The following is a 19,930-nucleotide window of genomic DNA, read 5'->3' on the forward strand; positions in this document are numbered from 1 at the left end:
AACATGGATATCAAGAGTGCGTTGAGCCGTATCGTCGGTCAGCTGGACCTTTCTACCGAAGAAATGCGCGACGTCATGCGCCAGATCATGACCGGCCAGTGCAGCGAAGCGCAGATCGGCGCCTTCCTGATGGGCATGCGCATGAAGAGCGAAAGCATCGACGAGATCGTCGGTGCGGTGTCGGTGATGCGCGAGCTGGCAGACAAGGTCGAACTGCAGAGCCTCGATGGCGTGGTCGATATCGTCGGTACCGGCGGTGATGGCGCCAACATCTTCAACGTGTCCACCGCCTCGTCGTTCGTACTGGCGGCGGCAGGTTGCACCGTGGCAAAGCATGGCAACCGCGCGGTATCGGGCAAGAGCGGCAGTGCCGACCTGCTGGAGGCCGCCGGTATCTACCTGAACCTGACGCCCACCCAGGTGGCCCGCTGCATCGATAGCCTGGGCATCGGCTTCATGTTCGCGCAAAGCCATCATTCGGCCATGAAGCACGCAGCCGGCCCGCGTCGCGACCTGGGGCTGCGCACCCTGTTCAACATGCTCGGCCCGCTTACGAACCCGGCCGGGGTGAAGCACCAGGTGGTCGGTGTATTCGCCCAGACCCTATGCCGCCCGTTGGCTGAAGTGCTGCAGCGCCTGGGCAGCAAGCACGTGCTGGTGGTGCACTCGAAAGACGGCCTGGACGAGTTCAGCCTGGCTGCACCGACCTTCGTCGCCGAACTGAAGAATGGCGAAATCACCGAATACTGGGTAGAGCCGGAAGACCTAGGCATGAAGAGCCAGAGCCTGCACGGCCTGGCCGTCGAGAACCCGCAGGCGTCGCTGGAGCTGATCCGCGATGCACTGGGCCGACGCAAGACCGAAAACGGCCAGAAGGCCGCCGAGATGATCGTGCTCAATGCCGGCGCGGCGCTATATGCCGCTGACCATGCCATGAGCCTGAAAGCCGGTGTGGAACTGGCCCACGACGTACTGCACACCGGGCTGGCCTGGGAGAAGCTGCAGGAGCTGGGTGCCTTTACTGCAGTATTCAAGGTGGAGAACGAAGCATGAGTGTGCCGACGGTGCTGGAAAGGATCATTGCCCGCAAGTTTCAGGAAGTGGCCGAGCGCAGCGCGCGCGTCAGCCTCGCCGAACTGGAGGGCCTTGCAAAGGCTGCCGACGCCCCGCGTGGTTTTGCCAAGGCTCTGATCGAGCAAGCCGCACGCAAGCAGCCGGCGGTGATTGCCGAAATAAAGAAGGCCTCGCCGAGCAAAGGCGTGATTCGCGAGCATTTCGTGCCGGCGGAAATCGCCGTCAGCTACGAGAAGGGCGGGGCGACCTGCCTGTCGGTACTGACCGATGTGGATTACTTCCAGGGCGCCGACGAGTACCTGCAGCAGGCCCGCGCGGCGGTGTCGCTGCCGGTGATCCGCAAAGACTTCATGGTCGACCCGTACCAGATCGTCGAGGCCCGGGCCCTGGGCGCGGACTGTGTACTGCTGATCGTGTCGGCGCTGGATGACGTGAAGATGGCTGAACTGGCGGCCACGGCCAAGGATGTCGGCCTCGACGTGCTGGTGGAAGTGCACGACGGCGATGAGCTGGAGCGCGCGTTGAAAACCCTGGATACACCGCTGGTGGGGGTGAACAACCGCAACCTGCACACCTTCGAGGTCAGCCTGGAAACCACCCTCGACCTGCTGCCGCGTATTCCGCGTGATCGCCTGGCGATTACCGAGAGCGGCATCTTGAACCGGGCCGATGTGGAGCTGATGGCGATCAATGAGGTCTACTCGTTCCTGGTAGGTGAGGCATTCATGCGCGCCGAGCAGCCAGGGCTTGAATTGCAGCGGTTGTTCTTCCCGGAACAGGTGAAGAAGACTGTTCAGCAACTGGACTGATCGAATGAAGCCGGCGTTATTGCCGGCTTTTTTGTATGCCTACAATGGCCTCTTCGCGGGCGAGCCCTCGAAGAGGCCGGTAAAAAAAGACATAGGTGGATCAATGACCGATCAACCCCTGACCCTGACCGTAGAACAAGGCCTGCACGCCGAACAGGAATTGCTGGCCGCCGTCTGCCGCGGGGAGTGCGACAGTGGCGTGCTGTTCTGGCGCCCGACCGACCACGCCCTGGTCATGCCCCGGCGCATGAGCCGTCTGGAAAACTTCGAAGCCGCCTGCGCGGAGCTGGCGATTGCCGGCTGGCCGGTGCTGCTGCGCGAAACCGGCGGCGAACCGGTGCCGCAGTCACACTCCACGGTGAACGTAGCCCTGGTCTATGTTGCCCCCCGCAGCGAAGGAGACCACGGCCGTATCGAAAACGCCTACGAGCGCTTGTGCCTGCCGCTATGCGACGTGCTGCGCGAGTGGGGTGGGGTGGCATCGGTGGGCGAAATCGACGGTGCCTTCTGCGATGGCCGTTACAACGTCAACCTCAATGGCCGCAAATTGGTCGGCACCGCCCAGCGCTGGCGCCAGGGGCTGGGTGGCAAGCGCCCGGTGGTGCTGGTGCACGGTGCGTTGCTGCTGGACAACGAGCGTGATTCGATGGTGGCTGCGGTCAACCGCTTCAATGAGTGCTGCGAACTGGAGCAGCGCTGCCGTGCCGATGCGCACATCGCCCTGCACGAAGTGGCGCCCGCGGCCCCATGGTTCGAGCGGCTGTCGCAGGCCTATGCCAAGGTGCTGACCGACCTGCCCAGAGACTAGCGGGTACCGTAGACCACCATGGTCTTGCCTTTGACCTGCACCAGGCTGCGTTCCTCAAGGTCCTTGAGGACGCGGCCGACCATTTCCCGCGAGCAACCGACGATGCGGCCGATTTCCTGACGAGTGATCTTGATCTGCATGCCATCGGGGTGGGTCATGGCGTCGGGTTGCTTGCACAGCTCCAGCAGGCAACGTGCGACACGCCCGGTAACGTCGAAGAACGCCAGGTCGCCGACCTTGCGCGTGGTGTTGCGCAGGCGCTGGGCCATCTGGCTGCCCAAGGCATAAAGGATTTCCGGGTCTTGGCGCGCGAGTTCGCGAAATTTCTCATAACTGATTTCGGCCACTTCGCATTCGGTCTTGGCGCGCACCCAGGCACTGCGCTGCTGTTCACCTTCGACTGGTTCGAACAGGCCCAGCTCGCCGAAGAAGTCGCCATTGTTGAGGTAGGCGATGATCATTTCATGGCCGTCATCGTCCTCGATGAGGATGGTGACCGAACCCTTGATGATGAACGACAGTGTCTCGGCCCGGTCGCCGGCGCAGATGATGTTGCTTTTGGCGGTATAGCGACGGCGCTGGCAGTGCACCAGCAGCTTGTCGATGTTCTTGATCTTGGCGGGTAGGGCGGAAGCAACCATCACGAAATCCTGTTCGATATGACGCATAGGCTTTATATAAAGGTTGGCTGGCGGAGCGCGCCAGTCATTTGGCGCCAGCTTATCAGACACTACAGGATGTTTCGGTACTAAACCGACATGACTCGTACTTTTCCCACAGCCGTACAAGGTCTAAGCTGACACCCTTTTTCGTAAATCAGGAGTCCGGGTAGATGAAGGCACGTATCCAGTGGGCCGGTGAGGCGATGTTCCTCGGCGAATCGGGGAGCGGCCATGTCGTCGTGATGGACGGCCCGCCCGAGGCCGGTGGCCGTAACCTGGGCGTGCGCCCGATGGAAATGTTGTTGCTGGGCCTGGGTGGCTGCAGCAGCTTTGACGTGGTCAGCATTCTGAAGAAGTCGCGCCAGGCGGTGGAAAGCTGCGAGGCGTTCCTGGAGGCCGAGCGTGCCAGCGAAGACCCGAAGGTGTTTACCAAGATCCACATGAACTTCGTGGTGAAGGGGCGTGGGCTCAAGGAAGCCCAGGTCAAGCGTGCGGTGGAGCTGTCGGCGGAGAAGTATTGCTCGGCTTCGATCATGCTCGAGCGTGCCGGGGTTGAGATTTCCCACGGGTACGAGATTGTAGAGCTGGGTCAAGGCTGACATTTTGGGGCCGCTTTGCGCCCCATCGCGACACAAGGCCGCTCCTACAAGGGATCGCGTACCACCTGTAGGAGCGGCCTTCTGTCGCGATGGGGCGCGGAGCGGCCCTGGCAATTTCAGCTGCGAAGCGCCGGCAGCGCAGCCCGCACCCATCCCGGCAAACAATCGCGCATCACCCGGCTCAACCGCTCCCGCCGCTTCTGGTAAACCAGCCCCAGCCCGATAACCCCCAGCCCGATCAGGGTCACCACCACCGGGAACAGCAGCGAGTCGGCAAACACCTCGTACGACAGGTACCCCAGGTAAGCCGCCACACCCAACGCCCCGAACACCATGAACACCGGCCGGCGCAACAGCACCGCCATACCCATCAGGGCAATATTGATCAGGCAGTACAGGGCCTTGCCCAGCTCACTGCCGCTGTCCACCAGCGTCAGCCCGCCCCAGAATGCCGCCAGCCCGGCCAGGTAGCCCCAGTGGGCATAGTCTTCGCGGGTGCGGCCGTCCACACCAACAAAAAACACCAGCAAGCCCAGACCGAACCACAGCGAAACCTCGCGGCGCTGTTCCCAGCTGAATGGCGAGCCGAAGAACCATTCGCTCAAGTCCATCGACATGAACCACAGGGCGACGGCAATCGGCATGACGATAAACGGGTAGGGGATCAGCCTCAGCATCAACAGTCCGGCAAGTACCGTGGCTGCTTCCATTGCCAGCCAGCCGCCCTGCACGTAGGTGTAGTACTGGTGATAGTTCGCCTGCGCATCATCCATTGGCCACCAGCCGACCAGCCGTTCGATGGCGAACACCGCCAACGGCACGATGCTGACCGCCACCGCCGCCAGCACCCCGGCCGCGACGGGCTGTACGCGCCGTTGCAGGTTAACGGCGAACAGTGTGAGCAGCAGAATATAGAGGCTGGCGATGAGCAGCAGCGCCCAGTCGCCGATGCGCATCCAGGCTTCGGTGAGCAACCAACCCATGGCTGCCATGATCAGCATGGCGCCGAAGTAGAACGCGACATGGGCCAGCTGGAAGCTGCCACGCTGTGCTGGTCGCTGGCGCAGGAACGCCAGCAGGGCCTGGTCCTGGCCTGGCTGGAGAATGCCGGCTTGCACGGCGCGCGCCAGGTCCTTGGCGTCGAAACGGTCCGTCATGGTGATGCCTTCAGATACGGTAGGTACTCTTGGTCATGACTTTGGCCAACAGGCTCATGCCAAAACGGACTGGGGCAGGGAAGCGATAACCGCCGGCTTCCAGTGCAGACTCGGCGTGCTGTTCCTCGTCGACGCGCATCTGTTCGAGGATGGCCCGGGACTTTTCGTCTTCCTGCGGAATCTGCTCCAGGTGCTCGTCGAGGTGCTTGCACACCTGATGCTCGGTGGCGGCGACGAAGCCAAGGCTGACCTTGTCGCTGACCAGCCCGGCGAGTGCACCGATACCGAACGACATGCCGTAGAACAACGGGTTGAGCACGCTGGGGTGGCTGTTCAGTTGGCGAATGCGCTGTTCGCACCAGGCCAGGTGGTCCACTTCTTCCTCGGCGGCGTGTTCCATGGCCTTGCGCACTTCGGGCAGCTTGGCGGTCAGGGCCTGGCCCTGGTACAGCGCCTGGGCGCAGACTTCACCGGTGTGGTTGATACGCATCAACCCGGCAACATGGCGGGCCTGCTGTTCGTCAAGGTCGACGTCCGGCTGGACGATGGCCGGCGAAGGGCGGGTGGGTTGGCCGCTGAAGGGCAGCAAGGTGCGCATGGCGGTATCGGCCTGCAGCAACAAGCGGTCGAGCGGCGAGTAGTGACGTTCGGTAGCCATCGGGCACCTCCGCAAGAATGTGCCCGACAGTTTACCGCAATAGTGGCAGGGTCGCTTGCCGTGGATCAGCCCGGTGGCCAGTGCATCTGGCGCTGGCCAAGCACGTGCATGTGGATGTGGTAGACGGTCTGGCCGCCTTGCTCGTTGCAGTTCATGACTACGCGGAAGCCTTCTTCGCAGCCAAGTTCCTTGGCCAGGCGCTGGGCGGTGAACAAGATGTGACCAGCCAGGCCTTTGTCTTCCTCGGTCAAGTCATTGAGAGTGCGGATGTGCTTTTTCGGGATGACCAGAAAATGCACGGGCGCCTGGGGGGCGATATCGTGGAACGCCAGAACCTGGTCGTCCTCGTAGATGATCTTCGCCGGGATTTCCCGGTTGATGATCTTGATGAATAAATCGTCCACAACACTTGCTCCATGGTGAGGGTCGGGCCGAGTGTACTCAGCCGGGCGCCGCTCGCCCAGTAGCTATTCCATACCAACCGGGCAATAGCGGCGGTGGATGGCACCGGCCAGCTTGCGCACCAGCCAGCGCGGCAGCAGACGCGGGGCGAACGCCAGCCAGCGGTTGCGCCGGCCGGGCATGATCAGCGCGCGGTTCTTGTCCAGCGCGCGCACCGTGTACAGCGCAACTTCCTCAGGGCTGAGGCAGCGTGGCTTGCCATCCAGCCGCGGAATGCGCCGGCGCGAGGAGTGCACCGGGCCTGGGCACAGTACCGAAACCTTGATGCCGGTGCGCTTGAGTTCTTCACGCAAGGCCTGGGAGAAGCTCAGTACATAGGCCTTGCTAGCGGCATAGGCGGCCATCCACGGGCCTGGCGCCACCCCGGCCAGGCCCGCGACATTGAGGATCTGTCCGCCGCCCTGCACGGCCATCAGGTTACCGATGGCGTGGCACAGGCGGCTCAGGGCCAGCACGTTGACTTCCAGCAAGTCCTGCTCGTCCGCCCACTCATGGGCCAGGAATGGCCCGTAGGTGCGCAGGCCGGCACAATTGACCAGCAGGTCTATACGTCGCTCGCCTTCCTCCAGTTCAAGCACGAAGCCTGACAGGCGTAACGGTTGGCTGAGATCGCAGGCGCGGAATAGCACCTCGACACCGAAGCGTTGGGTCAGTTCGATGGCCACCGGCTCCAGCGTTTCACGCTGGCGAGCCACCAGGATCAGGTTGCGCCCGCGCCGCGCCAGGGCTTCCGCCAGGGCGAGGCCCAGGCCGCTGGAAGCACCAGTGATCATGGCGTAACGGGTCATGCAAGGCTCCTGGGGGCTGAAGAGGGCGCCTAGTGTACAGCTTGGCCAGTCAAGGTGTTGCCTTTTGCTACAAGGTACGGGCGCGCAGGGCCTGGCAGCGCTCCAGGGCGTCCCGGTACTCGTCATGCAGCCGTCCGATCAGCGCGCTGGCGCTGGGCAGGTCGTCTATACCGCCGACCCCCTGGCCCGCCGACCACACGGTCTTCCAGGCCTTGGCTTCGTCGTCGATCGGCTTGAGCTTGCCTTGCTCATGGCCGCCCTTGATGGCGTTCATGTCATAGCCGGCCTGTTCCAGGCTCGGGCGCAGGAAGCTGGCGGGGACGCCGGACACCGCCGGGGTGTGGACGATGTCGGCGGCATGGGAATCGAGCAGCATCTGCTTGTAGGCGCCCGGGGCCTGGCTTTCTGCGGTGGCGATGAAGCGGGTGCCCATGTACGCAAGGTCCGCACCCAGCATTTGCGCGGCGAGGATCTCGTGGCCGTGGTTGAGGCAACCGGCCAGCAGCAGGGTCTTGTCGAAGAACTGGCGGATCTCCGCGGCCAGGGCGAACGGGCTCCAGGTGCCCGCATGGCCGCCTGCGCCTGCAGCAACGGCGATCAGGCCATCGACACCGGCTTCGGCGGCTTTCTCGGCATGGCGGCGGGTGGTGACATCGTGGAACACCAGGCCACCGTAGCCATGCACGGCATCGACCACTTCCTTCACCGCGCCGAGGCTGGTGATGACGATCGGCACGCGGTGTTCCACGCACAACGCCAAGTCGGCCTGCAGGCGCGGGTTGGTCGGGTGGACGATCAGGTTGACGGCATAGGGTGCTGGCGCCTGCAGCTGTGCCAGGCCTGCCTCTATTTCCTCCAGCCAGGCCTTGAAGCCGGTGCTGTCGCGCTGGTTCAGGGCCGGGAAGCTGCCGACCACGCCGCTGGAGCAGCAGGCCAGTACCAGCCTGGGGTTGGAGATCAGGAACATCGGTGCGGCAACCACGGGCAGGCGCAGGCGTTGTTCGAGGGAGGCAGGTAACGACATGGCAAGGCTCCTTGAGCGGGTGGCTATGTCAGAACGGTTTGACCACCACCAGAATTACGATACCCAGCAGGAACAGCACGGGCACTTCGTTGAACCAGCGATAGTAGACGTGGCTGCGGGTGTTGCTGCCGCTGGCGAAGCGCTTGCGCTGGGCGCCGCACATGTGATGGTAGACGGTCAGCAGGATGACCAGGGTCAGCTTGGCATGCAGCCAGCCCTGGCTGAGCCAGCCGGGCGTGAGATAGAGCATCCACGCGCCGAACACGTAGGTGGCGATCATCGCCGGGTTCATGATGCCGCGAAACAGCTTGCGCTCCATGGTCACGAAGCGTTCCTGGCTGATGCTGTCCTGGCTTTGGGCGTGGTAGACGAACAGCCGCGGCAGGTAGAACAGGCCGGCGAACCAGCAGACCACGCTGACGATATGCAGCGCTTTGATCCATAGGTAAAGCATGGGGGAGTTCCTTCAGGTATTCACGGTCGTCAGATAGTAGTGGTCAAGCGCCCGAAGGGTCACCCGAAGAGTTGTTACAGGCGCCTTGCGCCCCTATTATCGTGCGCTTTCCAGACGGCTCGTTGATAAGGGGCAAGCGTTATGATCAAGGTCGGTATCGTCGGCGGCACGGGTTACACCGGCGTCGAACTGTTGCGTCTGCTGGCACAGCATCCACAGGCCGAAGTGGCGGTCATCACTTCGCGCTCCGAGGCGGGCGTTGCAGTGGCGGACATGTACCCGAACCTGCGCGGCCACTATGACGGGCTGGCGTTCAGCGTGCCGGACAGCAAGACCCTGGCAGCCTGCGACGTGGTGTTTTTCGCCACCCCGCACGGTGTTGCCCACGCCCTGGCTGGCGAACTGCTGGCGGCCGGTACCAAGGTGATCGACCTGTCGGCCGATTTCCGCCTGCAGGACGCTGCCGAGTGGGGCAAGTGGTACGGCCAGCCGCACGGTGCGCCAGAGCTTCTCAAGGACGCGGTATACGGCCTGCCTGAAGTCAACCGCGAGAAGATTCGCCAGGCGCGCCTGATCGCTGTGCCGGGTTGCTACCCGACTGCTACCCAACTGGGCTTCCTGCCGCTGCTGGAAGCTGGCCTGGCCGACCCGTCGCGCCTGATCGCCGACTGCAAGTCGGGTGTCAGCGGCGCTGGCCGTGGTGCGGCGGTGGGCTCGCTGTTCTGCGAGGCCGGCGAAAGCATGAAAGCCTATGCAGTGAAGGGCCATCGCCACCTGCCGGAAATCAGCCAGGGCCTGCGCCTGGCCGCTGGCAAGGATATCGGCCTGACTTTCGTGCCGCACCTGACGCCAATGATCCGTGGTATCCATGCAACCCTGTACGCTACCGTCGCCGACACCTCGGTCGACCTGCAGGCGCTGTTCGAGAAGCGTTACGCCGATGAACCGTTCGTCGACGTGATGCCGGCTGGCAGCCACCCGGAAACCCGCAGTGTGCGCGGCGCCAACGTCTGCCGCATTGCCGTTCATCGCCCGCAAGGTGGTGACCTGGTGGTGGTGCTGTCGGTGATCGACAACCTGGTCAAGGGCGCGTCCGGCCAGGCGGTGCAGAACCTCAACATCCTGTTCGGCCTGGATGAGCGCATGGGCTTGTCACACGCGGGCCTGCTGCCGTAAGCCGCCAGCGTTCAAAAAGGCCCGCGTCGTGCGGGCCTTTTTATAGGTCGCGACTAAAGCCGCACAATTCTTGACCGATTTTCTCGGGAAAGCGGATAATGCGCGTCATCGAGTTTTATGGCGGCTACCACGCCGGGAGAATCAACATGAGCGTCGAAACCTTCACCCCCACCGCTTTGGAATTCACCCACGGCGCTGCGCAAAAGGTGAAGAACCTGGTTTCCGAGGAAGGCAACGATCGTCTGAAGCTGCGCGTGTTCGTCACCGGTGGTGGCTGCTCGGGGTTCCAATATGGCTTCACCTTCGATGAAGACGTGGCTGAAGACGACACCATCGTCGAGCGCGAAGGTGTTTCCCTTGTGGTCGACCCAATGAGCTTCCAGTACCTCGCCGGCGCCGAGGTGGATTACCAGGAAGGTCTGGAAGGCTCGCGCTTCGTGATCAAGAACCCGAACGCTGCCACCACCTGTGGCTGCGGCTCCTCGTTCTCGATCTGAGGCCTGGCCATACGAAAACGCCGCGCAATTGCGCGGCGTTTTGCTTTCTGGCGTAACGTTCAGGCCGGGTAGATTGCGCCGAGTACGCGCAGGCCCTTGGCCGCTGTCACGCTAGGGCGATTGGCAGCGATGCCTTCCAGGCAGCAGTGGGCCAGCCAGGCGAAGGCCATGGCTTCGACCCAGTCCGGGTCCACGCCATGGGCGCCGGTGCTGGCGACACGGGCGTCGGGCAGCAACTGGCCAAGGCGTGCCATCAGGGCGCCGTTGCGCGCACCGCCACCGCAGACCAGCAGCGCTTCGGTGCCTTGCTGGGCGTTGCTCAACGAGTCGATGATGCTGCGTGCGGTCAGTTCCAGCAAAGTTGCCTGTACGTCCTCGTCGCGGTAAGCGGGCAGGCGGGCCAGGTGACCTTCCAGCCAGGACAGGTTGAATACTTCGCGACCGGTGCTCTTCGGGCCGATTCCGGCGAAGAACGGGTCGGCCAGCAGTGCGCTGAGCAAGTCGGCTTGCACCAAGCCCGAGGCAGCCCAAGCCCCATCCGCATCGTAGGCCTGGCCGCGCTTGCGTTCGATCCAGGCATCCAGCAGCACGTTGCCCGGGCCGCAGTCGAAGCCGTGGACTGGCTTGTCGTGTTCGATCAGGCTGAGGTTGCTGAAGCCGCCCACGTTGAGAATTGCCAGGCGCTGGCCCAGATGGCTGAACAGGGTTTCATGGAAGGCCGGCACCAGTGGCGCACCTTGTCCGCCGGCGGCCACATCGCGGCGGCGGAAGTCGGCTACCACGCTGATACCGGTAAGCTCGGCCAGCAGCGCCGGGTTGCCGATTTGCACGGTAAAGCCGCGTGCAGGTTCGTGGCGAATGGTCTGGCCGTGGCTGCCGATGGCGCGGATGGCTCCGGCCGGCAGCCCTTGCCTGGCCAGCAGTTGGCAGATGCCTTCGCCTGCCAGGCTGGCCCAGCGGTTTTCCGCCAGTGCAGCGCGGGCGATCTCGTCAGGGCCGCTGCTGCAAAGGCCCAGCAGTTCCTGGCGCAGGTCGCCGGGCATGGGCAGGTAGTGGGTGGCGAGCAGTTCGAGCTGCTCGCCTTGTTCGATCAAGGCAATGTCCAGGCCATCGAGGCTGGTGCCGGACATCACCCCCAGGTATAGCGCCATGTGCTTAGCGCTTGTTCGCTGCGAGCAGGGTGGCCTTTTCCTGATCCATGCGGGCGATCAAGGGCTGGCTCTGCTGCAGGAAACGCTGGCGTTCGTTCCTGGCAATCGGGTCGGCCATTGGCACTTTCTGGCTCAGCGGGTCAACGTGCACACCGTTGACCTGGAACTCGTAGTGCAGGTGCGGTCCGGTGGACAAGCCGGTGGTGCCGATATAGCCGATGATCTGGCCCTGCTTGACCGAGCTGCCGGTCTTGATGCCCTTGGCAAAGCCTTGCATGTGGCCGTACAGCGTCTTGTAGCGGTTGCCGTGCTGGATGATCACGGTATTGCCGTAACCACCGCGGCGCCCGGCCAGTTCGATGCGGCCGTCACCGGCTGCCTTGATCGGGGTGCCGCGTGGGGCGGCGTAGTCGACGCCTTTGTGGGCACGGATCTTGTTCAGGATCGGATGCTTGCGGCCGGCAGAGAAGCGCGAGCTGATGCGGGCGAAGTCGACCGGAGTGCGGATGAATGCCTTGCGCAGGCTGTTGCCATCTGCGGTGTAGTAACTGGTGTTGCCCTGCTTGTTGGTATAGCGCACGGCGGTGTAGGTCTTGCCGCGGTTGGTGAAGCGCGCGGAGAGGATGTTGCCGGTACCGACGACCTTGCCGTCCATCACCTTCTGCTCGTAGACCACGTCGAATTCATCGCCCGGGCGGATGTCCTGGGCGAAATCGATGTCGTAACCCAGCACGCGAGCCATGTCCATGGTCATGCTGTGGGACAGGCCGGCACGTTGGGCCGAGGCCGACAGCGAGCTTTTGATCACACCGTGGGCGTAGGCGGTACGCACAACCGGCTTGCTGATCTCGCGGTTGAAGGTATAGCCCTTGTCGGTCTTGGTCAGGCGAATGGTTTCGAGGTTGCTGACCTTGCTGTGCAGGCTGGCCAGCTGGCCGTCCTTGTCAAGCTCGAACTGCAGCACCTGGCCATGCTTGAGCTGGCTGAACTGCTTGGCCTGCTTGTTGCTGGCCAGAAGGTCGTGCACCGCGTTGCTCGGCAGGCCGACCTTGGCGAACAGTGTGGACAGGGTGTCGCCACGGGCCACGGTGACTTCGCGGTGGCTGGGCTGCTTGGCAGCTTCGACGACCGGTTCGGCCGCAGGGGCTTCCTGCTCGGCCTTCTGGGTCTCGGGGGCGGCCTCTTCGATCTGGGCGAATGGTGAGCCTTGCTCACCTTCTGCCTGCACCAGGGGCGCAGCGCGGGATTCGTCCTTCAACTGCTCGGCAGGGCTCTCCAGCTCGAGGTTGAGGGTGGTTTTCTTGGCTTCCACTTCGCTGGAAGGAAACACCAGCAGGGCCAGGCTGAGCAGGGCGGCTATGCCGCTGGCGGCCAACAGATGGCTTTTCGGATAAAGCGGGGGCGCTTTAGGCGGTTCGTTGGTCATGGGCAAGGTGACTTTGAAAAAGGTGAAATGGAAAAGATGAATGACATGATGAAGATGAAATAACTGTATAAAATATAACCAAAACCATTTTCACGCAAGGGCGCGTAGACGCCGCAAGCCCGGGCTCGGGTCACATTCCTTTGCGAAACTTGTAATTGACGGCCGATCTTGTATGGTTGGCTCCCCCTGAATCTGAGCCTTGCGGGTTTGTCTATGAAGTCGGTTGAAGAGCAGCTGGCGCTTATCAAGCGCGGCGCGGAAGAAGTACTGGTCGAGTCGGAACTGGTGGAGAAGCTCAAGCGCGGCCAACCTCTGCGCATCAAGGCCGGCTTCGACCCGACCGCGCCTGACCTGCACCTTGGGCACACGGTGCTGATCAACAAGCTGCGCCAGTTCCAGGATCTGGGGCATCAGGTCATCTTCCTGATCGGTGACTTCACCGGCATGATCGGCGACCCGAGCGGCAAGAGCGCCACGCGCCCGCCGCTGACCCGCGAGCAGGTGCTGGAAAACGCCGAGACGTACAAGCAGCAGGTGTTCAAGATCCTTGACCCGGCCAAGACCGAGGTTGCATTCAACTCCACCTGGATGGACAAGCTGACTCCGGCTGATTTCATTCGACTGGCGTCGCAGTACACCGTGGCGCGCATGCTCGAGCGCGATGACTTCGACAAGCGCTACACCACCAACCAGCCTATTGCCATCCACGAGTTCCTGTACCCGCTGGTGCAGGGCTATGACTCGGTGGCACTGAAGGCTGATGTCGAACTCGGTGGCACTGACCAGAAGTTCAACCTGCTGATGGGGCGTGAACTGCAGCGCGCCTATGGCCAGGAGGCGCAGAACATCGTGACCATGCCGCTGCTCGAAGGGCTCGACGGCGTGAAGAAGATGTCCAAGTCGCTGGGTAACTATGTAGGTATCCAGGAAGCGCCGGGGGTTATGTACAGCAAGTTGGTGTCGATCCCGGATACCCTGATGTGGCGCTACTTCGAGCTGCTGAGCTTCCGTTCCATGGAAGAGATCGAGCAGTTCCGTACCGACGTCGCCAATGGCGCAAATCCACGCGACATCAAGATCAAGCTGGCGGAAGAGATCGTTGCACGCTTCCATGGCGAGGAGGCTGCGGCCAATGCTCACCGTGCCGCGGGTAACCGCATGAAGGAGGGCGAGTTGCCGGAAGATCTGCCGGAGGTCGAAGTGGCTGCGGCTGAAAGCCTGCCAATTGCTGCCGTGCTGAACCGGGCTGGCCTGGTGAAGAACTCGGCTCAGGCGCGTGATTTGCTGAGTGGTGGTGCGGTCAAGGTTGATGGCGCGGTGGTCGATCGTGACTTCGTGTTTGCGCTGGGTGCAACCCATGTGTGCCAGGCGGGCAAGAAGTCGTTTGCTCGGGTTACCCTCAAGGCTGAGTGATAGCCGGTAGGTGTAGCTATGTAAAAGCGGGGAGGTCGGTAGGCCTCCCCGCTTTGTTTTTGGGTTGTTGGTTGTTGGTTGTGTCAGGGCTGCCGGGTGCCTGTCTTGAGATGGCATTGGCTTTGAGAGGTGGCTGTCTTGGGTTTTCTGGCGCCTGTGAGATCGAGCGCCGCCCGCGCGGCGCTTCGCAGCACAAGGCTGCTCCTACCGTTTGTTTCGGGCCAATTATTCCTGTGAGAACGGCACGCGACCGCCTTGGCGTCCACCTCGATGTCGCGTCGGGCAAACAAGGCGGTCGCGTGCGCAGGCACAGGCGTGACTGGCCCGAAACAGATGTAGGAGCAGCCTTGTGCTGCGAAGCGCCGCGCGGGCGGCGCTCGATCTCATAGGCGCAGAAGGTGTTGTGGCGAACATCTGGTGGCCTTTATAAGGTCTTCGCCTGGGATATTTCAAATAAATGAAATTAACCCTTGACCGCCTTCTGAATCCCCTTATAATGCGCCCCACTTCCAGCGACGCCGGAACGACAAACTCCTTGATTTTCAAAGAGTTAGATAGTTGAAGCGAAGTTGAAAGGGCTACGATCAAATGATCGGCAGCGGTTGAGATGATGGTTGACAGCGCTTCTAAACGCTGTATGATTCGCCTCCCGCTACGAGAGATCGCAGCGAGTCAAGTGTTTGAAGCTAAACGAGTTTCTCGCAAAAAACTTCAAAATAAACGCTTGACAGCAAATGAGGAAAGCGTAAAATGCGCGCCTCGGTTGAGACGAAAGGCTCTTAACCAAACGCTCTTTAACAAATCGAATCAAGCAATTCGTGTGGGTGCTTGTGAGTACGGACTGATAGTCACAAAGATTATCAGCATCACAAGTGGCCATGCGAGAAATCACATAGTCATTTGAGATTGCTGAGCCAAGTTTAGGGTTTCTTAAAAACCCAAGCAGTATTGAACTGAAGAGTTTGATCATGGCTCAGATTGAACGCTGGCGGCAGGCCTAACACATGCAAGTCGAGCGGATGACGGGAGCTTGCTCCTTGATTCAGCGGCGGACGGGTGAGTAATGCCTAGGAATCTGCCTGGTAGTGGGGGACAACGTTTCGAAAGGAACGCTAATACCGCATACGTCCTACGGGAGAAAGCAGGGGACCTTCGGGCCTTGCGCTATCAGATGAGCCTAGGTCGGATTAGCTAGTTGGTGAGGTAATGGCTCACCAAGGCGACGATCCGTAACTGGTCTGAGAGGATGATCAGTCACACTGGAACTGAGACACGGTCCAGACTCCTACGGGAGGCAGCAGTGGGGAATATTGGACAATGGGCGAAAGCCTGATCCAGCCATGCCGCGTGTGTGAAGAAGGTCTTCGGATTGTAAAGCACTTTAAGTTGGGAGGAAGGGCAGTAAGTTAATACCTTGCTGTTTTGACGTTACCGACAGAATAAGCACCGGCTAACTCTGTGCCAGCAGCCGCGGTAATACAGAGGGTGCAAGCGTTAATCGGAATTACTGGGCGTAAAGCGCGCGTAGGTGGTTCGTTAAGTTGGATGTGAAAGCCCCGGGCTCAACCTGGGAACTGCATCCAAAACTGGCGAGCTAGAGTACGGTAGAGGGTGGTGGAATTTCCTGTGTAGCGGTGAAATGCGTAGATATAGGAAGGAACACCAGTGGCGAAGGCGACCACCTGGACTGATACTGACACTGAGGTGCGAAAGCGTGGGGAGCAAACAGGATTAGATACCCTGGTAGTCCACGCCGTAAACGATGTCAACTAGCCGTTGGAATCCTTGAGATTTTAGTGGCGCAGCTAACGCATTAAGTTGACCGCCTGGGGAGTACGGCCGCAAGGTTAAAACTCAAATGAATTGACGGGGGCCCGCACAAGCGGTGGAGCATGTGGTTTAATTCGAAGCAACGCGAAGAACCTTACCAGGCCTTGACATGCAGAGAACTTTCCAGAGATGGATTGGTGCCTTCGGGAACTCTGACACAGGTGCTGCATGGCTGTCGTCAGCTCGTGTCGTGAGATGTTGGGTTAAGTCCCGTAACGAGCGCAACCCTTGTCCTTAGTTACCAGCACGTTATGGTGGGCACTCTAAGGAGACTGCCGGTGACAAACCGGAGGAAGGTGGGGATGACGTCAAGTCATCATGGCCCTTACGGCCTGGGCTACACACGTGCTACAATGGTCGGTACAGAGGGTTGCCAAGCCGCGAGGTGGAGCTAATCTCACAAAACCGATCGTAGTCCGGATCGCAGTCTGCAACTCGACTGCGTGAAGTCGGAATCGCTAGTAATCGCGAATCAGAATGTCGCGGTGAATACGTTCCCGGGCCTTGTACACACCGCCCGTCACACCATGGGAGTGGGTTGCACCAGAAGTAGCTAGTCTAACCTTCGGGAGGACGGTTACCACGGTGTGATTCATGACTGGGGTGAAGTCGTAAAAGGTAGCCGTAGGGGAACCTGCGGCTGGATCACCTCCTTAATCGACGACATCAGCCTGCTGATGAGCTCCCACACGAATTGCTTGATTCATGGTTGAAGACGATCAAGATCCTGTATGGATCTTGTGTTGTTCCTGTCAGAACTTGGAAATGAGCATTCGTTTCGAATGTTGATTTCTGACTTTTGTCAGATCGTTCTTTAAAAATTCGGATATGTGATAGATATAGACTGATGACCAGTTTCACTGCTGGTTAATCAGGCTAAGGTAAAATTTGTGAGTTCTGCTCGAAAGAGCAACATGCGAATTTTCGGCGAATGTCGTCTTCACAGTATAACCAGATTGCTTGGGGTTATATGGTCAAGTGAAGAAGCGCATACGGTGGATGCCTTGGCAGTCAGAGGCGATGAAAGACGTGGTAGCCTGCGATAAGCTTTGGGGAGTCGGCAAACAGACTGTGATCCAGAGATCTCTGAATGGGGGAACCCACTCAGCATAAGCTGAGTATCTTGTACTGAATACATAGGTGCAAGAGGCGAACCAGGGGAACTGAAACATCTAAGTACCCTGAGGAAAAGAAATCAACCGAGATTCCCTTAGTAGTGGCGAGCGAACGGGGACCAGCCCTTAAGTTGATTTGAGATTAGTGGAACGCTCTGGAAAGTGCGGCCATAGTGGGTGATAGCCCCGTACACGAAAATCTCTTGTCAATGAAATCGAGTAGGACGGAGCACGAGAAACTTTGTCTGAATATGGGGGGACCATCCTCCAAGGCTAAATACTACTGACTGACCGATAGTGAACCAGTACCGTGAGGGAAAGGCGAAAAGAACCCCGGAGAGGGGAGTGAAATAGAACCTGAAACCGTATGCGTACAAGCAGTGGGAGCCTACTTTGTTAGGTGACTGCGTACCTTTTGTATAATGGGTCAGCGACTTATATTCAGTGGCGAGCTTAACCGAATAGGGGAGGCGTAGCGAAAGCGAGTCTTAATAGGGCGTTTAGTCGCTGGGTATAGACCCGAAACCGGGCGATCTATCCATGGGCAGGTTGAAGGTTAGGTAACACTGACTGGAGGACCGAACCGACTACCGTTGAAAAGTTAGCGGATGACCTGTGGATCGGAGTGAAAGGCTAATCAAGCTCGGAGATAGCTGGTTCTCCTCGAAAGCTATTTAGGTAGCGCCTCATGTATCACTCCAGGGGGTAGAGCACTGTTTCGGCTAGGGGGTCATCCCGACTTACCAAACCGATGCAAACTCCGAATACCTGGAAGTGCCGAGCATGGGAGACACACGGCGGGTGCTAACGTCCGTCGTGAAAAGGGAAACAACCCAGACCGTCAGCTAAGGTCCCAAAGTCATGGTTAAGTGGGAAACGATGTGGGAAGGCTTAGACAGCTAGGAGGTTGGCTTAGAAGCAGCCACCCTTTAAAGAAAGCGTAATAGCTCACTAGTCGAGTCGGCCTGCGCGGAAGATGTAACGGGGCTCAAACCATGCACCGAAGCTACGGGTGTCATCTTTGATGACGCGGTAGAGGAGCGTTCTGTAAGCCTGTGAAGGTGAGTTGAGAAGCTTGCTGGAGGTATCAGAAGTGCGAATGCTGACATGAGTAACGACAATGCGAGTGAAAAACTCGCACGCCGAAAGACCAAGGTTTCCTGCGCAACGTTAATCGACGCAGGGTTAGTCGGTCCCTAAGGCGAGGCTGAAAAGCGTAGTCGATGGAAAACAGGTTAATATTCCTGTACTTCCAGTTATTGCGATGGAGGGACGGAGAAGGTTAGGCCAGCCTGGCGTTGGTTGTCCAGGTTTAAGGTGGTAGGCTGAAATCTTAGGCAAATCCGGGATTTCAAGGCCGAGAGCTGATGACGAGTTGCCTCTAGGCGACGAAGTGGTTGATACCATGCTTCCAAGAAAAGCTCCTAAGCTTCAGATAACTGGGAACCGTACCCCAAACCGACACAGGTGGTTAGGTAGAGAATACCAAGGCGCTTGAGAGAACTCGGGTGAAGGAACTAGGCAAAATGGCACCGTAACTTCGGGAGAAGGTGCGCCGGCGAGGGTGAAGGACTTGCTCCGTAAGCCCATGCCGGTCGAAGATACCAGGCCGCTGCGACTGTTTATTAAAAACACAGCACTCTGCAAACACGAAAGTGGACGTATAGGGTGTGACGCCTGCCCGGTGCCGGAAGGTTAATTGATGGGGTTAGCGCAAGCGAAGCTCTTGATCGAAGCCCCGGTAAACGGCGGCCGTAACTATAACGGTCCTAAGGTAGCGAAATTCCTTGTCGGGTAAGTTCCGACCTGCACGAATGGCGTAACGATGGCGGCGCTGTCTCCACCCGAGACTCAGTGAAATTGAAATCGCTGTGAAGATGCAGTGTATCCGCGGCTAGACGGAAAGACCCCGTGAACCTTTACTATAGCTTTGCACTGGACTTTGAATTTGCTTGTGTAGGATAGGTGGGAGGCTTTGAAGTGGGGACGCCAGTTCTCATGGAGCCATCCTTGAAATACCACCCTGGCAACTTTGAGGTTCTAACTCAGGTCCGTTATCCGGATCGAGGACAGTGTATGGTGGGTAGTTTGACTGGGGCGGTCTCCTCCCAAAGAGTAACGGAGGAGTACGAAGGTGCGCTCAGACCGGTCGGAAATCGGTCGTAGAGTATAAAGGCAAAAGCGCGCTTGACTGCGAGACAAACACGTCGAGCAGGTACGAAAGTAGGTCTTAGTGATCCGGTGGTTCTGTATGGAAGGGCCATCGCTCAACGGATAAAAGGTACTCCGGGGATAACAGGCTGATACCGCCCAAGAGTTCATATCGACGGCGGTGTTTGGCACCTCGATGTCGGCTCATCACATCCTGGGGCTGAAGCCGGTCCCAAGGGTATGGCTGTTCGCCATTTAAAGTGGTACGCGAGCTGGGTTTAGAACGTCGTGAGACAGTTCGGTCCCTATCTGCCGTGGACGTTTGAGATTTGAGAGGGGCTGCTCCTAGTACGAGAGGACCGGAGTGGACGAACCTCTGGTGTTCCGGTTGTCACGCCAGTGGCATTGCCGGGTAGCTATGTTCGGAAGAGATAACCGCTGAAAGCATCTAAGCGGGAAACTTGCCTCAAGATGAGATCTCACTGGGATCTTGAATCCCCTGAAGGGCCGTCGAAGACTACGACGTTGATAGGTTGGGTGTGTAAGCGCTGTGAGGCGTTGAGCTAACCAATACTAATTGCCCGTGAGGCTTGACCATATAACACCCAAGCAATTTGCTAACGCAGATTGCGGTGGTGAAGACGAAGCAACCGAAAGTTCGCAACATCACAAATAT

16 protein-coding genes and 2 rRNA genes are annotated in these 19,930 nt (G+C 59.7%); 9 read left to right on the forward strand and 9 right to left on the reverse strand.

The window, feature by feature from the left end:
- Nucleotides 1–3 precede the first annotated feature (3 nt).
- From trpD to GEV38_RS02495, 3 genes are all read left to right on the forward strand, one after another.
- Nucleotides 4–1,053, forward strand: coding sequence for an anthranilate phosphoribosyltransferase (gene trpD / locus GEV38_RS02485; protein ID WP_013970609.1), 1,050 nt, complete (start codon nt 4–6; stop codon nt 1,051–1,053).
- Entirely contained in the window at nt 1,050–1,883 is an 834-nt protein-coding gene (trpC, locus tag GEV38_RS02490; protein ID WP_015268735.1) for an indole-3-glycerol phosphate synthase TrpC, read from the forward strand. Before trpD ends, trpC begins: the two co-directional genes overlap by 4 nt.
- Nucleotides 1,884–1,986: 103 nt before the next feature.
- The gene (locus GEV38_RS02495) at nt 1,987–2,691 is read left to right on the forward strand and encodes a lipoate--protein ligase family protein (RefSeq protein WP_015268736.1); all 705 of its coding nucleotides are present in this window, start codon (nt 1,987–1,989) and stop codon (nt 2,689–2,691) included.
- Here the strand turns inward: GEV38_RS02495 and crp are convergent.
- Entirely contained in the window at nt 2,688–3,332 is a 645-nt protein-coding gene (crp, locus tag GEV38_RS02500) for a cAMP-activated global transcriptional regulator CRP (RefSeq protein WP_012270218.1), read from the reverse strand. The genes GEV38_RS02495 and crp overlap by 4 nt on opposite strands.
- A gap of 191 nt (nt 3,333–3,523) precedes the next feature.
- Between crp and GEV38_RS02505 the strand changes: the two genes are divergently transcribed.
- Nucleotides 3,524–3,952 carry an OsmC family protein gene (locus GEV38_RS02505; protein ID WP_013970613.1) on the forward strand — a complete coding sequence of 143 codons (429 nt, stop codon included), beginning with the start codon at nt 3,524–3,526 and terminating at the stop codon, nt 3,950–3,952.
- A 116-nt stretch (nt 3,953–4,068) separates the two neighbouring features.
- Here GEV38_RS02505 and GEV38_RS02510 read toward each other — a convergent pair whose 3' ends face one another.
- The 6 genes from GEV38_RS02510 to hemJ all read right to left on the reverse strand — a co-directional run bounded on the left by GEV38_RS02510 (nt 4,069) and on the right by hemJ (nt 8,495).
- Nucleotides 4,069–5,109 carry a hypothetical protein gene (locus tag GEV38_RS02510; protein WP_015268737.1) on the reverse strand — a complete coding sequence of 347 codons (1,041 nt, stop codon included), beginning with the start codon at nt 5,107–5,109 and terminating at the stop codon, nt 4,069–4,071.
- A gap of 10 nt (nt 5,110–5,119) precedes the next feature.
- Entirely contained in the window at nt 5,120–5,767 is a 648-nt protein-coding gene (gene coq7, locus GEV38_RS02515) for a 2-polyprenyl-3-methyl-6-methoxy-1,4-benzoquinone monooxygenase (RefSeq protein ID WP_015268738.1), read from the reverse strand.
- A gap of 65 nt (nt 5,768–5,832) precedes the next feature.
- A complete protein-coding gene (locus GEV38_RS02520) occupies nt 5,833–6,171 on the reverse strand; it encodes a histidine triad nucleotide-binding protein (RefSeq protein ID WP_013970615.1) in 339 nt (112 codons plus the stop codon).
- Nucleotides 6,172–6,234: 63 nt separating this feature from the next.
- Entirely contained in the window at nt 6,235–7,017 is a 783-nt protein-coding gene (locus tag GEV38_RS02525; protein ID WP_013970616.1) for an SDR family oxidoreductase, read from the reverse strand.
- Nucleotides 7,018–7,084: 67 nt separating this feature from the next.
- Nucleotides 7,085–8,041, reverse strand: coding sequence for a nitronate monooxygenase family protein (locus tag GEV38_RS02530; protein ID WP_015268739.1), 957 nt, complete (start codon nt 8,039–8,041; stop codon nt 7,085–7,087).
- 28 nt (nt 8,042–8,069) lie between these two features.
- Nucleotides 8,070–8,495, reverse strand: coding sequence for a protoporphyrinogen oxidase HemJ (hemJ, locus tag GEV38_RS02535; RefSeq protein WP_003258833.1), 426 nt, complete (start codon nt 8,493–8,495; stop codon nt 8,070–8,072).
- 141 nt (nt 8,496–8,636) lie between these two features.
- Here hemJ and argC point away from each other — a divergent pair, with 141 nt between their 5' ends.
- Both argC and erpA read left to right on the forward strand, forming a co-directional pair.
- Entirely contained in the window at nt 8,637–9,671 is a 1,035-nt protein-coding gene (gene argC / locus GEV38_RS02540) for an N-acetyl-gamma-glutamyl-phosphate reductase (protein WP_025337480.1), read from the forward strand.
- 146 nt (nt 9,672–9,817) lie between these two features.
- Nucleotides 9,818–10,168: an iron-sulfur cluster insertion protein ErpA gene (gene erpA, locus GEV38_RS02545; protein WP_015268740.1), complete on the forward strand. Its 351-nt coding sequence runs from the start codon at nt 9,818–9,820 to the stop codon at nt 10,166–10,168.
- A 59-nt stretch (nt 10,169–10,227) separates the two neighbouring features.
- Here erpA and GEV38_RS02550 read toward each other — a convergent pair whose 3' ends face one another.
- Complete coding sequence (locus tag GEV38_RS02550) at nt 10,228–11,319, reverse strand: anhydro-N-acetylmuramic acid kinase (RefSeq protein ID WP_015268741.1); 1,092 nt, start codon at nt 11,317–11,319, stop codon at nt 10,228–10,230.
- A gap of 4 nt (nt 11,320–11,323) precedes the next feature.
- Nucleotides 11,324–12,745, reverse strand: coding sequence for a peptidoglycan DD-metalloendopeptidase family protein (locus tag GEV38_RS02555; protein ID WP_015268742.1), 1,422 nt, complete (start codon nt 12,743–12,745; stop codon nt 11,324–11,326).
- Nucleotides 12,746–12,958: 213 nt separating this feature from the next.
- Here GEV38_RS02555 and tyrS point away from each other — a divergent pair, with 213 nt between their 5' ends.
- The 3 genes from tyrS (at nt 12,959) to GEV38_RS02570 (ending at nt 19,852) form a co-directional block, all read left to right on the forward strand.
- Entirely contained in the window at nt 12,959–14,158 is a 1,200-nt protein-coding gene (tyrS, locus tag GEV38_RS02560) for a tyrosine--tRNA ligase (protein ID WP_013970622.1), read from the forward strand.
- Between the two features lie 950 nt (nt 14,159–15,108).
- A 16S ribosomal RNA gene (locus GEV38_RS02565) occupies nt 15,109–16,644 on the forward strand.
- Nucleotides 16,645–16,960: 316 nt separating this feature from the next.
- Nucleotides 16,961–19,852: ribosomal RNA gene (locus GEV38_RS02570) — 23S ribosomal RNA — on the forward strand.
- The 16S and 23S rRNA genes sit together here, the layout of an rRNA operon.
- Nucleotides 19,853–19,930: the final 78 nt, after the last annotated feature.

It is taken from the genome of Pseudomonas sp. 13159349 (assembly GCF_013305685.1).
Lineage (GTDB): Bacteria > Pseudomonadota > Gammaproteobacteria > Pseudomonadales > Pseudomonadaceae > Aquipseudomonas > Aquipseudomonas asiatica.